Raw genomic sequence first — 13,559 nt, 5'->3', positions numbered from 1 at the left:
AGTAGGTAGCATCGAGCGTGGATGTTAGGCGGCAGCAGCGGTCAGCAGCTGCCCGGTGGGTTCTGGGGCCATCCCATCCCGGGCGACTGGATGGCCCGGTGTTGGACGGGCGTGGGATAGAGTCTGCCACTGTCTGTTTCACGTGAAACATGAATCCGACCCTGAAGGTGAAAGCGGCGATGCACCCGCCCGTCCTGAAGGCCTACAGTGTCCACAATCATCGATGCCGTTCATACTGTGGGTACGAGAACTGATCGCTGAGGTAGTCTGGGGTGCCCGGGTGCGGGAAAGGCACGGACCGACTAGCACATCGGCCGCTGAGCCGGGCGGCCTTGTTCGTACAGTCCGATGCCGTCCTCTATGTGGCCGGGGGTGAGCAAAACCCGAGCCAGGTGCGCTCGAAAGGTTCAGCCACAGCTAGACATGCGGCTTGTGCGCCGACGCACTGTTCCCGGAGAAGGCCTACTGGCCGAACTGTGCGAAACCGTCTACGGAGTCTCGACGTTGGGACTGTAGTGTCAGAGGGAAGCTTACGCGGGGACATCCGGCCTTGGACGCGGTGGGCTCCTCCTGCTTGGAATGGCCAGGGGCCTACTTGGCTGGTTGTTACTTCCAGCCCCTTGTTGCCGCTGCACAGCCGGATGGCAGTGCAGCCGAACAAGTATGGGGCTTCTGCGGTACTGGCGCGCATTGCGAGGAACTGCCGGCTCTTAGCTGCTGTCGCGTAAATATCCTGGTCTGTGAGCTCCTTTTTACGGAGCTACCAAAGCCACGTATGGTCCCCTGTTCCAGGGCCCTACGCACTCTTACCTTGCGACGGTGGCGTATAACGAGGTTGGGTACTGCGGGACGGATTGTGGGCAAGCCTCATCGGATCGAATCGGAAGCTTATGAACATACACACGGTCACGTCCCAGGACCAATAGAGCGCCGCACTGGTGGGCAGCCGAGGGCTGGTCAGCGGTGCGAGTGAATCTTTGAATCTACAGGCCCGTAGGGCGCAGAGGGCCCGCCGTGTTTCACGTGAAACACGTATCCCTTTGCGACGGAGCCGCCATTTTGTCCTGGGAGAGGGCCGGTCATCCCACACTGGAGGCTGCGGGCTCGTGTCATGGCCTGCTCGGCCCCGGGGTCATGTTGAAGGAACCCTGGGGGTAAATACATGAAGAGAGACGATCCGTCGAAGGGTTGCGATTTCATCTCCCCCGCGTATGTGCTGCCACCCAGCTGTCCAAAACTGATGGTCCAGGTCTGCAATCCGTGGGCGGGTGAGACGGGACGGTATACAAGGATGTTTCACGTGAAACGTACTTGTCCTCTGAAGACACCGGCCACCCCCTACAACGAATTTCGTTCACCTGGAGGCCGAGATGGCCACCGCCGTACATTTCCGCATCAAGAACGGCACAAAAAAAATGGCCCCCGCCTGGCGACGGGAGCCACTTCCAGCCTATCTCTTGTTCAGCACCAAGAGTGCCGCAGATCAGGACAGAACGTCAGAGAATTCCTTCTCAAAGAACTGCTTCGGCTTTGCACCGATGACCGTGCTCTTTACTTCGCCGCCCTGGAAGAGGTAAACGGCCGGAATAGAGGTAATGCCGTATTCGGCGGCAATTGCCGGGTTGTCATCCACGTTGACCTTGACCACGTCAACCTTCTCGCTGTATTCGACCGAGATCTCATCGAGGATCGGGCCCAGCTTACGGCAGGGGCCGCACCACTCGGCCCAGAAGTCTACGATAACCGGCTTGTCAGCGGACAGGACATCGGTGCCGAAACTTGCGTCAGTTACATCTTTTGCGTTGCTCATAACCTTGTCTTTCTCTTCGGATAATAGTGGCGCGGATTATGCGGGCAGGTCGGCCAGATAGTGTTCGACGTCGATAGCCGCAACACATCCGGAACCGGAAGCAGTGATTGCCTGGCGGTAGGTCGGGTCAACAACGTCGCCGGCCGCGAACACACCCGGAAGGCTTGTGCGGGAGCTCCGGCCCTCCACGGCGATGGTTCCCTCGGGCGTCAACTCCAGGACGTCCTTGACGAGATCGGTGCGCGGATCGTTGCCGATTGCGACAAAGACACCCGTGACGGCAAGCTCAGACTCGGATCCGTCCAGCAGATTCTTCAACCGCAGTCCGGTGACTTTGTCATCCCCGAGGACATCGTCCACGGTGCTGTTCCACGCAAAGGTAATCTTCTCGTGGGCGAGTGCCCGGTCCGCCATGATCTTGGAAGCCTTGAGCGAATCACGGCGGTGTACAACCGTTACAGATTTCGCAAACTTTGTGAGGAAGAGGGCTTCCTCCATTGCGGAGTCGCCGCCGCCAATGACGGCAATGTCCTGGTCCTTGAAAAAGAAACCGTCGCAGGTTGCACACCAGCTGACGCCATGACCGGACAGCCGCTTTTCATTCGGCAGTCCCAACTCCCTGTACGCCGAGCCGGTGGAAAGGATGACAGCCTTCGCCTTGAAGGTCTCCCCCGTGCCGATGGTGACTGTCTTCACCGGGCCTTGGAGGTCAAGCCCGGTGACATCCTCAAACTGGATTTCAGTGCCAAACCTGGCGGCTTGCTTCTCAAAGTTTTCCATCAGGTCCGGCCCCATGATTCCCTCGGGGAAGCCGGGGTAGTTCTCCACATCCGTGGTGTTCATCAACTCGCCGCCGGCAGTCACTGAACCTGCGAGCAACAGGGGCTTGAGGTTTGCCCGAGCGGTGTACACGGCTGCCGTGTAGCCTGCCGGGCCCGAGCCCACGATGATGACATCACGTACGTCGGACGCCGTGTTTTCTTCGATGGTCACTGGAACGTGAACCTCTTCCTTGTTCGACTCGCCTCCCCTTGGAGGCCGGCCACATGGCACAACCGTGCCCGCGTGCTGAATATTCCAGCGCCCGGACAAGGTGAACCACCGCAAAAGGTACAGGACTAGCCTTCGCAGGGCGCTCTTTCCAGACTACATTCCCCGCCTGGGACACCTGGCGCGGCTGTAACAACCGCGGTGTGGGGGCGGTTTACTGGACCTTGATTTCCGCCAGGCGGAGGCCGTAACCGTAACGGGTTTTCGGAGCCGCCAGCTTGGGAAGCGAATTGATGGAAACAATCACGTACTGCGCCTGGACCGGCTCGGGAAGCGGCATGTTCAGGTCCGTGGACGTGAAACTGCTGGTGCCAATGGACTTGGCGCCGTCCAGGGACGGCTGGTCGTTGGTGTAGACGGTGATGTTGCCGCCCGATCCGCCAAGCTGGGAGAGGGTAACGGAAGAAACAGTGGCCTTGCTCTTCAGCTTCACCACCAGCGGAACGCCCTGCGGGGCCAAGCCTCCCCAGTTTTCAGTGGCGAACTCCATGTCGGACCAGTAGCTGGCGTTGTTGCCGTCATATGCCTTGACCAGGTCGCCATCGAACGTGGCAGCAAAGTCGAAGTTCCCCTGCCGGGTCACACTTTCAATAGCGGGCGGCACCGCCGGCGGAGCTGACGGGGCTGCCTGCGTGGCCGGCGCGGACGCCTGGGGTGCGCTGGTGCTGGCGGCCGGAGTCGACTTGGCCTGGGGCTGGGATGGGGTGAAGAGGCTGCCAAGGTTGGTGACGGCGAAGATCAGGCCTGCAATCAGCACAACCGCCAGGAGGCCGCCAACCAGCCAGCGCATGGAACGTGGCTGGCTATCGGACTCATCACGGTCGTCGTCGTCATCGTCGCGGTCGGCAAATGCGGTGCCGGCGGCAGCCGGGGCCGCAGCACGGGCAAACAGGGCGGACCTGCCGCTGCCGCTGCGGGGCTCGTGCGGGGCGTCGCCGTCCTGGTGGTCGTCGTCGTCGCCCGATTGCGCGTAGTCGTCATCAGACCACAGGGAAACCTTCGGCTTGCCGTCCGAAACGGACTGCCGGGGCTGAGCCTGCGTGGTGTCGGTAGGGCCAGTGTCCGTGTCCGCAGTGTCTGCCGGCTCGAAGCCGGCGCCGCGCTCGGCTGCAGGCTGTACGGGCTGGGCGGCAGTGGCATCCGGATCAACGCTGGCGGGCCGTCGACCCGCTACCGCGGCCCCTGCACCAGCTGCTGCGGCACCTGCGGCCGCGGCACCTACAGCACCGGCGCGGCCGGAAGCCGGAGGCACCGAGGGTGCCTGGCCTGCGGGCCGGACCGTGGGCCTGGGCGGCGCAGCCGGCGCGGAAGGATAAGGATCAACCTGGCTCGGGTGCGAATCGGCGTAGTTGATGTACCCGGCGTCGACGTTGTCTTCCTCGTCGTAGGGCTCGGGTTCGCGGGAACGCGCCTGGCCGAAGATCTCACTGCCCAGCGTGTCCGTGAAGAAGGGTTCGACGTAGGGCGGATTGGACGCCACCACAAGGTCAAGGAGGTCTGCTGCGGAGGTGTGGTTGGTGATGAGGTAGGTGGTATCCTCCGTGACGCCGAGGTCCAATACCTGTACCGTGCCGGGGCGTTCGCCGGTGGCCACTTCGCGGGCGCTCTGGGCTACCTGCTCCGTGTTCTCCGGGCCTGCAACCAGGATGCTGACCGGCCGGTTGAGGACCTGGTCCACGCCGTCAAGCACCAGATCGTGGTCGTGGGAGGCCAACACCGTGGCTGTGACCTTGTAACGGCCGCCCAGTACTGATCCGACATCGATCGGGTTGGACACGTGTTCCTCCTAGACTGTCCGGGATTGCCGGCCTCAATGACGCAACCGCCGTTCAGGCGCCGCGCACGGCCGAACCCTGAATGCAACTACCCCTGTACCTGTTCGATCCTAGCCGATCAGCCCCGGACGGCCGTGGAGAAGACCGGCGCCAAACCGCAGCGGCATCACTTTTTCCGTGGGCGGCGGTTCTTGAAGTACGGGTTCTCGCCGGCCTTGCCTTGGTACGTCCGGCGACCGGGAAGGGGAATCTGTTCGCTGAGCAGGCCTCCGCGCGCCGTGGCGGGCTGTTCCTCACCGGGCAGGTAGTCGGCCGCCGGCGCCTGGTGGCTGCCGTCGTCGTTCAGGTCCTGGCGGCGCACTCCGCGCTCCGGATCCGGGCCGGCGCGGAAGGAGACGGCGTCGAACTCCCCGGAAATCCGGGGAATGAGGCCGGTGTCCACGGACGTGGTGGCCCGCTCCGGACGGTGAACGCGTTCCCCGTCCGTTCCCCCCGAGTCAGAGGGCGGCGGCGTGGTCCCCGTCGGCGGAGCACCGGCAGGGCCGCGGCCCAGCCGGCCCAGCAGCGGCCGGAGCATGTCGCCCAGTTCAGTGACCCGGAACAGCCGAAGAAGGACGAAGTAGACGGCGAGCATGACAGGCCCGACGACGACGACCGTCACCAGTGCAGTCCCCCGGTTCTGCCAGGCGAAGCCGTCCGGGTTGTAGCTGCCCATGAGCCACAGGCCGCCCGCACCGGCGATCGCCGAGCCCAATGCCGCGTACCCCATCCGGATGTAGGAGTTGGCGATCCGGGCGCCATCCAGGTGCCCCAGGAGGCGGCGCAGGAAGACCGCGCTGATCACCACCGAGAGGATGTTGCCCACCATATAGAGGACGGCGATGGCGTAGATGATCCGGCCGACCGGCAGGAACTGGATGGCGAAGGCGCCTGCCACGTATACGACGGCCAACAGCAGCTGGACGTAGAACGGCGTGCGTGCGTCCTCGTTGGCATAAAACACCCGGGACATCATGAAGTTGGCACTCATGAAGGGGGTGCTGAGGGCAAGGATGGTGAGCGTCTGGGCCAGCATGACGCCGTCCTGGCGCGAGCCGCCGGAGAAGAACATCCCCAACGGACCGGCCAGGGCAAAGAGCGCCAGGGCGCCAAACACAGTGGCCACCGCCATGGTGCGCAGGCCGTGCGAGAGGGCGTCGCGCAGTTCGGCGCGGTTCCCTTCCTGCGATGCGCGGGTCATCCGGTTGAACAGCACCGTGGCCAGGGACAGCGCAATGATGGAGTGCGGCAGCAGGTACAGCTGGCTGGCCACCTCCAGGACCGCGTTGCCCGGAAGGATGGACGCCGCGGGATCCCCCGCCTCCTGCAGCCGGATGCGTTCCGCGCCGGGAATGGTGGCGATGCGCATGACGTACAGGAACGCCAGTTGTCCGACGGCGGCCGTCAGGAGTGTCCACACGCTCAGCTTGGCAGCGTGCCCCAGTCCCACGCCCCGCCAGCCGAACCGGGGGCGGAGGCCAAGCCGCAGCCGGAACACCGGAACCAGCAGGATGGCCGTCTGGGAAAGCACGCCAATGGTGGAGAATCCGGCGACCAGCAGCGTCTGCGTGGAGCCCCAGTTCTCCAGCGTATGACCGCTTACTTCATTGCTGCCGAAGATCCAGATGAACATGCCCAGGCCCGCGATGGCCACCACGTTGTTCAGGATGGGTGCCCACATGGCTGGACCAAAAGCGCCGTTGGCGTTCAGCACCTGGGTGAGCAGGGCGTAGAGGCCGTAGAAGAAGATCTGCGGCAGGCACCAGAAGGCGAACGTGACCGCGAGGGCCTTCTGCTGCGGCGAATATCCCTGTGTGGTCAGCTCGATGACCCCCGGTGCGGCCAGTGTCACCAGCGCCGTCAGGCCGAACAGGAGCAGGACGGCGAGCGTCAGCAGCCGGCTGATGTAGTCCGCTCCCCTGTCCGGAGCCTTGCTTGCCTTGATGATTTGCGGAACCAGTACGGCGTTGAAGACACCGCCGGCCACCAGGAGGAAGATCAGGTTGGGCAGGTTGTTGGCATTGATGAACGTGTCGTTGACGGTCGAGCCAAGGCCCAGGGCGGTGCCGAGCATCCAGGTTTTGCCGAAGCCCAGGAAACGGGAAACGAGCGTCCCTGCGGCCATGATGGCGCTGGAACGGGACTCGCTGGGACCCGCGGCCGCGGGCTGCGCGGTCTCCGGTGCCGGCGCCTCGGCGGTTGCATCGCCGGGTGCGGCATCATCGGGCCGGCCGGGCCGGTCGGAAGGAAAGTTGGTAGCTGACATCGAGTTCATCGTCTCACCCACCGGCCCGTAACACCGCAATGACGACGGCGGCGTCCGGGCCTAGAGGTGTCCGGGCAGGACCTCGCGGGCGAGGTCCGCGATGCGGCGTTCGTTGGGGAAGGACAGCTTCCGGGCGAGCTCCTGGATGGGAACCCAGGCCACATCCACGGCTTCCTGGTCGGGATCGTTCTCGATGGTGAGCTCGCCGCCTGTGGCGCGAAGGAGGTAGTGGTGCACGGTTTTGTGGACCCGGTGGCCGCTGACCGTGAACCAATAGTCGATGCTGCCCAACGGCGCCAGGATGTCTCCCTCGATGCCGGTTTCCTCGGCGATCTCGCGGACGGCCGCTTGCTCGTTGTTTTCCTTGCCCTCCGGATGCCCCTTGGGCAGGCACCATTCCAAACGCCCGCCGCGATTGAGGCGGGCGATGATCGCAACCCTCAATTCGGCGTCGGACGTGTCCACCACAACGCCGCCAGCCGACACTTCCTCAACCGTTGGCAGCGAGGCCGGTGCCGATTGCTGGGCAGGGGCAACGTGCGCCCCGATTGCCGATGGCAATGGTGCGTTCGTCCTCCTGCCGGGAGCGCTCGGTACTGGATGGGCCATGGAGTCCACTCTAACGACTGTTGCCCGTTCGTGATGACCGGAACATGACACCAACATGGACGGGATGTGACGCAATTTGAGACCGGGAACGTCAATCAGCGCTGATCTTGACGCTTTTTTGGACTGCCGCGCCGCTGGTTTCTGCCAAGCTTAAGGAACTATGTCGCACGCACATCACAAGATTGATTCCCACACCGTTGACTTCAAGGTGGACCCGGTGGTCCTGGAGCTCGGACAGCGGTTCGTGGATGCCGGCCACGAGCTGTCCCTTGTGGGCGGGCCAGTGCGCGACCTTTTCCTGGGCCGGGTTTCTCCCGACCTCGACTTCACGACGGATGCCACGCCGGACCAGACGGTGGCACTGATCAAGAAGTGGGCGGACAACTTCTGGGAGATCGGGCGTGCGTTCGGCACGATCGGCATGCGCAAGGGCGGCTTCCAGATCGAGATCACCACCTACCGGGCGGAGGCCTACGATCCCGACTCCCGCAAGCCCGTGGTGGCGTTTGGTTCCTCCCTCACCGACGACCTGCTGCGGCGCGACTTCACCATCAATGCCATGGCGCTGAAACTGCCTTCCCTGGAACTGGTGGATCCGTTCGGCGGGGTGCGGGACCTACACGCCTCCTTGCTGGCCACGCCGGGGGCGCCGGAGGCCTCCTTCTCCGATGACCCGTTGCGGATGATGCGGGCGGCCCGCTTCGCCGCGCAGCTGGGCGTCTCGGTCCGCGACGACGTCCGGGAGGCCATGATCCACATGGCTGACCGGATCAGGATCATTTCCGCGGAGCGGGTGCGGGACGAACTGGTCAAACTGATTTGCGGTGCCCGGCCTCGCGTGGGCGTGGATCTCCTGGTGGACACGGGGCTGGCCGAGTACGTGCTGCCCGAGGTCTCCGCCCTCCGGCTCGAAGCCGATGAGCACCACCGGCACAAGGACGTCTACCAGCACTCCCTCCAGGTCCTGGAGCAGGCAGCGGAGCTTGAAACGGACGCCGAAGGTCCAGTTCCGGGCCCTGACTTCGTGCTGCGCTTCGCAGCGTTGATGCACGACGTCGGCAAGCCGGCGACGCGCCGCTTCGAACCGGGCGGCGCGGTGAGCTTCCGCCACCACGACATGGTGGGTGCCAAGCTCACCTCCAAACGGATGAAAGCCCTTCGGTTCGACAATGACACCACCAAGGCCGTTGCACGGCTGGTGGAACTCCACATGCGTTTCTATGGCTACGGCGATGCCGGCTGGAGCGACTCTGCTGTCCGGCGGTACGTCACCGACGCAGGCCCGCTGCTCGAACGGCTGCACCGGCTCACCCGGTCCGACGTCACCACCCGAAACCAGCGCAAGGCCGACAGGCTGTCCTTCGCCTACGACGACCTTGAGTCCCGCATTGCCGCGCTCCGCGAACAGGAATCCCTGGAGGCAGTGCGCCCGGACCTGGACGGAGCCCGGATCATGGAGCTGCTGGGGCTCAAACCAGGCCCCGTGGTGGGCCGCGCCTACAAGTTCCTCCTTAACGAACGGATGGAACACGGACCATTGCCCGCGGAAGAGGCCGAGGCGCGCCTGCTCCGCTGGTGGGCCCAACAGCCGGAATCAGCACCTGCCGGGCCCGCACCCGGAGCCTCTCCCGCCGTCGTCGAACCTTCACCCGCTGAGGAGTCCAAATGACCAACCCCGCCTTCGCTCCGCGCCCCCAGCTGTGGATCCTCCGTCACGGTGAAACTGAATGGTCCAAGAGCGGGCAGTACACGGGTCTCACCGACCTCCCCCTGACCGTGGAAGGCGAACAGCAGGCCGTGGAGGCACGCAAGGTCCTGGACGGCGTCGACTTCGACCTGGTGCTCACCTCGCCGTTGCGGCGTGCACGGCGCACCGCCGAGCTCGCCGGGTTCCCGGATGCCCGGCACGAACCGCTTGCGGTGGAGTGGAACTACGGGGACTACGAAGGCATCAGCTCGGACCTGATCCGCAAGGACAATCCCGACTACCTGATCTGGACCCACGGCGTTCCCAACGGGGAAACCCTTGATGAGGTGGCGGCGAGGGCGGACAAGATCATCGGCCGGATCCTGGAATCCGGGATGGACAACGTGCTGATCGTGGCGCACGGGCATTTCTCCCGGATCCTTACCGCGCGCTGGCTGGAATTGCCGCCCACGGAAGGCCGCCACTTTATCCTCGGCACCGCCAAAGTATGCACCCTGGGCTGGGATAAGAAGACGCCCGCTATTGTGCGCTGGGGCCTGTAAATCCCTTTTACCAGAAAACTTTTCCGCATTTCCCGGGAATTGCTGGCCTTTCCCGGATTCCTGGGGTACCTTTATTCCTGACCCCACGGCAATCTGCCCGGGTCCAAGACCGCATTGCACACCACGCAGCGGACAGCAGAAAAGGAGGTTGGGAAAATGATGACTTTGACTGGCGAATGGAACACCCCCATCAATGCGTTCCCGGCCTCTGCTGATGCTGCGCGCGTGGCTTCAATCGGTACCGGGTGGCGGTCTGCCGCTTTCCCCGGTTCTCCGCGGCGCCGCTAACCGGAACCAAGTCTCCCGGTAACCGGGCCCCCAGGGTCCGTTCCCGGGAGGGGCGCCGGTACGCCGCACATCCTGCGCTGATTCCCCGGAGCAGCACCTGCCCCAGCCGACGCTTCGCTGACGCCTGAAATTGCGTCCGCGCCATCGAGCGTTCCGGCCCTGCACCAGGTGCTTTTCCTCCGGAATTATCGGCGTCTCCTGGAATTGTATTCTTTCCTGCAATTCACCCTTGCCTAACCGTGAATTCACGTGCCCTTTTCCGCGCTTTTGCGCGCCGAAAAACGGCGCTAATTCGTCATGCACTTTTTGTGACCTAAGAGAGCGAAAGGAGGTGCCTTCTTTGATGCGAAAAATCCTGGGACTCCTGTCCCGCCCCCTGCAGCGACGCAGTTCGTTCAACAGCGACCTGTTGGAGCAGCATCGAAACGAAGTTTTCGTGCTCATGCACCAGCAACTCGGTGGCCTGCGCTGACTGCCGGCCCCCGCGCGTTGCGCAGGGGCCGGCTGTAAGCTCGACTCCATGCACGAGACCCAGCCGCCGGAGGGTGGACGACGGCCCCGAATCGTGGTGCCAAGCCGCAGCGACGCGCTGCTCCGGAATTTCACGGAGGTGATCGGCGGACCGCTCGGGACCAGGGCGGATCCCGGTGTTGCCTCCCCCGGTATCTACACCGTGGAACGGGTGCTGGTGGTCCTGACGGCAGTGGCGGCCCTGGTGGGCATCCTGCTCAAAGGCTATTGCCGGGTCAACGGCTGGGAGACACCGAGCCAGTTCTATGCCACCTGCTACTCGGACTTCCCGGAGCTGTTCCGGAACCGCGGCTTGGCACAAGGCGTCTTCCCCATCCTTGGCAGCGGCAGCCAGTTCGAGTACCCGGTGATCATCGGATTGATTGCGGGGCTGACGGCCTGGCTGGTTCCCGGTGGAGACGCCAACGCCCGGGCCCTGGCCTACTTCGACATCAACGCCGGGCTGCTGGCGGCCGTTGCCATGCTCACTGTCCTGGCAATTGCGCGCATGCCCGGCCGCCGTCCCTGGGACGCCGCCATGGTGGCGGCCGCCCCAGGGATTGTCCTTGCCGGAACCATCAACTGGGATCTCTGGGCGGCGTGCCTGCTGGCTGTCGGCATGTACTTTTTCGCCCGGAACCGGCCGGTGCCTGCCGGCATCCTGATCGGGCTGGCCACGGCAACCAAGCTCTACCCGCTCCTGGTCCTTGGGGCCATCCTGCTGCTTGCCGTGCGTACCGGGCGGTGGCGGCCGCTGCTGGTGACCGCCGGCAGTGCCGCCGCCACCTGGCTGGTGGTCAACCTGCCGTTCGCAGCGGCCAACCCCGCCGGCTGGGCCTATTTCTTCCAGTACAGCGCGGACCGGGGCGCCGGGTACAGTTCCCCCTGGTTCGCCTACAACCTGGTGGCCGGAAGGCTGGGCTGGTCCGGGCTGGCACCGGACGCCGTCAGCGTACTGTCAGCCGGGTTGTTCGTCCTGCTGTGCGCCGCAATAGCCGCCGTTGCACTGACCGCTCCCCGTCGCCCCCGCCTGGCGCAGCTCGCTTTCCTGATCGTCGCGGCCTTCATCCTCACCAGCAAGGTCTACTCGCCCCAGTACGTCGTGTGGCTGATCCCGCTGCTTGCCCTCGCCAGGCCGCGGTGGCGCGACTTCCTGGTCTGGCAGGGCATCGAAGCCCTGCACTGGGCCGCGATCTGGTTGTACCTTGGACAGGTGACCAGCGCAGGTTCGTCGCAACACAACCTGGACATGCCGTACTACGTCCTCGCCGTTGCCGCTCACATGGCCGCAGTGGCCTACCTCATGGCGCGCATCGTTTGGGACATCTACGACCCCGCCTATGACCCCATCCGCCGCCACCACATTGATGATCCGCACGGCGGACCCTTCACGAACGCGCCCGACTGGTTCCGGCTGGATCCCGCGCGGCCCTCGGAATCGGCTATCCCATGGAAAGCAGGGTCCCGTGCCTGACGTGGCGGTAGTAGGCTCCGGCCCCAACGGACTTTCTGCAGCGGCCGTCATGGCAAGGGCAGGGCTGTCCGTGGAAGTCTTCGAGGCAGCTCCGACCATCGGTGGTGGCACGCGCACCACCGAACTCATGCAGCCGGGATACTTCCACGACGTATGCTCCGCGGTGCATCCCATGGCGCTGGCGTCCCCGTTCTTCCGTGCCTTCGAGCTGCCCCGGAGGGTGGACCTGATTACCCCGGAGGTGTCCTTTGGTTCCCCGCTGGACGGCGGCCGGGCCGCCTTGGCCTACACTTCGCTGGAGCGGACTGCGACGGAACTGGGCCGGGACGGCGCGGCGTACCGCCGGCTCATGGAACCGCTGGTCCGGCATATCGGCGACATTATGGATTTCACCCAAAACCAGCTCCTGCGGATCCCCCGCAATCCGGTGATGGCGGCCGTTTACGGACTGCGGACGCTGGAACAGGGAACCGGTTTGTGGAACGCACGGTTCAAGGAAGATCTTGCACCAGCCCTCCTGAGCGGAGTTGCCGCCCACGCCATCTCGCATTTGCCGTCCCTGGCGGCGTCCGGGGCCGGCCTCATGCTCGGTGCCCTGGGGCATGCGGACGGATGGCCCATTCCCCGCGGCGGCTCCGCCTCCATCGCGGCAGCCCTCGCAGACGACATCCGTGCCCACGGCGGCGTCATCCACACCGATGCCCCTATCGACCGGCTGGAACAACTGCCGGCCACCAGGGCCACCCTGCTGGATGTGGCACCCCGCGGCCTGCTGGACATGGCGGGCGGCGCGCTGCCGGGCCACTATCGAAGAGCCCTCGAGGCGTTCCGGTACGGAAACGGCTCCTGCAAGGTGGACTTCATCCTGTCCGGTCCGGTGCCGTGGCAGGCCGCCGGACTTGCCGACGCCGGCACGGTCCACGTGGGCGGGACCAGGGCCGAGCTGGCGGCTTCGGAGAACGAGGTCAGCGCCGGCCGGCATCCCGAGCGGCCGTATGTCCTGGTGGCCCAGCCCTCCCGATTCGACCCCGGACGGGCGCCGGACGGGCGGCACACACTGTGGACCTACTGCCACGTCCCTGCAGGCTCCACGCGGGACATGACCGGCGAGGTGATGGCGCAGCTGGAACGGTTTGCCCCGGGATTCCGAGACCTCGTGGTGGACTCGCACGCCATCACCGCCGCGCAGCTGGCCCAGTACAACCGCAACTACGTTGGTGGCGACTTCAGCGCCGGCGTCATGGACGTGCGCGGCCTGGTCCAAAAGCCCGTGGTGTCCCCCGTTCCGTGGCGGACACCGCTGCTGGGCGTCTATCTCTGCTCCTCGTCAACGCCGCCGGGCCCGGGTGTCACGGGAATGCCCGGGATGCACGCGGCGACACAAGCCCTGAAGGACATCTTCAAGCTTCGGGTTCCGGACCTTTCCCTCAGCTAGGTCCCGGCGGCCGGCGGCCCTGCCACAACCGCCTGGCCTGCGACGGCACGGCG

General features: G+C 64.9%; 10 protein-coding genes. 5 read left to right on the top strand and 5 right to left on the bottom strand.

Going from position 1 to position 13,559, the window contains the following annotated elements; translation table 11 throughout:
- Positions 1–1,483: 1,483 nt before the first annotated feature.
- The 5 genes from trxA to ACFVVC_RS11835 form a co-directional block, all read right to left on the bottom strand.
- Positions 1,484–1,810 (bottom strand): thioredoxin, encoded by a 327-nt coding sequence (trxA, locus tag ACFVVC_RS11855; RefSeq protein WP_387453095.1) that lies wholly within the window; start codon positions 1,808–1,810, stop codon positions 1,484–1,486.
- Positions 1,811–1,846: 36 nt separating this feature from the next.
- Positions 1,847–2,803 (bottom strand): thioredoxin-disulfide reductase, encoded by a 957-nt coding sequence (gene trxB, locus ACFVVC_RS11850; protein ID WP_387453092.1) that lies wholly within the window; start codon positions 2,801–2,803, stop codon positions 1,847–1,849.
- A 211-nt stretch (positions 2,804–3,014) separates the two neighbouring features.
- Positions 3,015–4,637: an ABC transporter substrate-binding protein gene (locus tag ACFVVC_RS11845; RefSeq protein ID WP_387453089.1), complete on the bottom strand. Its 1,623-nt coding sequence runs from the start codon at positions 4,635–4,637 to the stop codon at positions 3,015–3,017.
- A gap of 164 nt (positions 4,638–4,801) precedes the next feature.
- Positions 4,802–6,940, bottom strand: a complete 2,139-nt coding sequence (gene murJ / locus ACFVVC_RS11840; RefSeq protein ID WP_387453086.1) for a murein biosynthesis integral membrane protein MurJ — start codon at positions 6,938–6,940, stop codon at positions 4,802–4,804.
- 60 nt (positions 6,941–7,000) lie between these two features.
- On the bottom strand, positions 7,001–7,501 hold the full coding sequence (locus tag ACFVVC_RS11835; RefSeq protein ID WP_018762826.1) for an NUDIX hydrolase: 501 nt from the start codon (positions 7,499–7,501) through the stop codon (positions 7,001–7,003).
- A gap of 208 nt (positions 7,502–7,709) precedes the next feature.
- Between ACFVVC_RS11835 and ACFVVC_RS11830 the strand changes: the two genes are divergently transcribed.
- The 5 genes from ACFVVC_RS11830 to ACFVVC_RS11810 all read left to right on the top strand — a co-directional run bounded on the left by ACFVVC_RS11830 (position 7,710) and on the right by ACFVVC_RS11810 (position 13,506).
- Positions 7,710–9,218, top strand: a complete 1,509-nt coding sequence (locus ACFVVC_RS11830; RefSeq protein WP_387453082.1) for a CCA tRNA nucleotidyltransferase — start codon at positions 7,710–7,712, stop codon at positions 9,216–9,218.
- Entirely contained in the window at positions 9,215–9,799 is a 585-nt protein-coding gene (locus tag ACFVVC_RS11825; RefSeq protein WP_018769863.1) for a histidine phosphatase family protein, read from the top strand. The genes ACFVVC_RS11830 and ACFVVC_RS11825 overlap by 4 nt, the downstream gene beginning before the upstream one ends.
- Before the next feature lie 631 nt (positions 9,800–10,430).
- A complete protein-coding gene (locus ACFVVC_RS11820; RefSeq protein ID WP_387453079.1) occupies positions 10,431–10,559 on the top strand; it encodes a hypothetical protein in 129 nt (42 codons plus the stop codon).
- 48 nt (positions 10,560–10,607) lie between these two features.
- Entirely contained in the window at positions 10,608–12,071 is a 1,464-nt protein-coding gene (locus tag ACFVVC_RS11815; protein ID WP_387453076.1) for a glycosyltransferase family 87 protein, read from the top strand.
- Complete coding sequence (locus tag ACFVVC_RS11810; RefSeq protein ID WP_387453073.1) at positions 12,064–13,506, top strand: phytoene desaturase family protein; 1,443 nt, start codon at positions 12,064–12,066, stop codon at positions 13,504–13,506. Before ACFVVC_RS11815 ends, ACFVVC_RS11810 begins: the two co-directional genes overlap by 8 nt.
- The last annotated feature ends 53 nt before the right edge of the window (positions 13,507–13,559 follow it).

This window comes from Pseudarthrobacter sp. NPDC058196 (assembly GCF_042882685.1).
In the GTDB taxonomy this organism is placed as follows: Bacteria; Actinomycetota; Actinomycetes; order Actinomycetales; family Micrococcaceae; genus Arthrobacter.
This window is presented reverse-complemented; position numbering and strand designations above follow the sequence as displayed.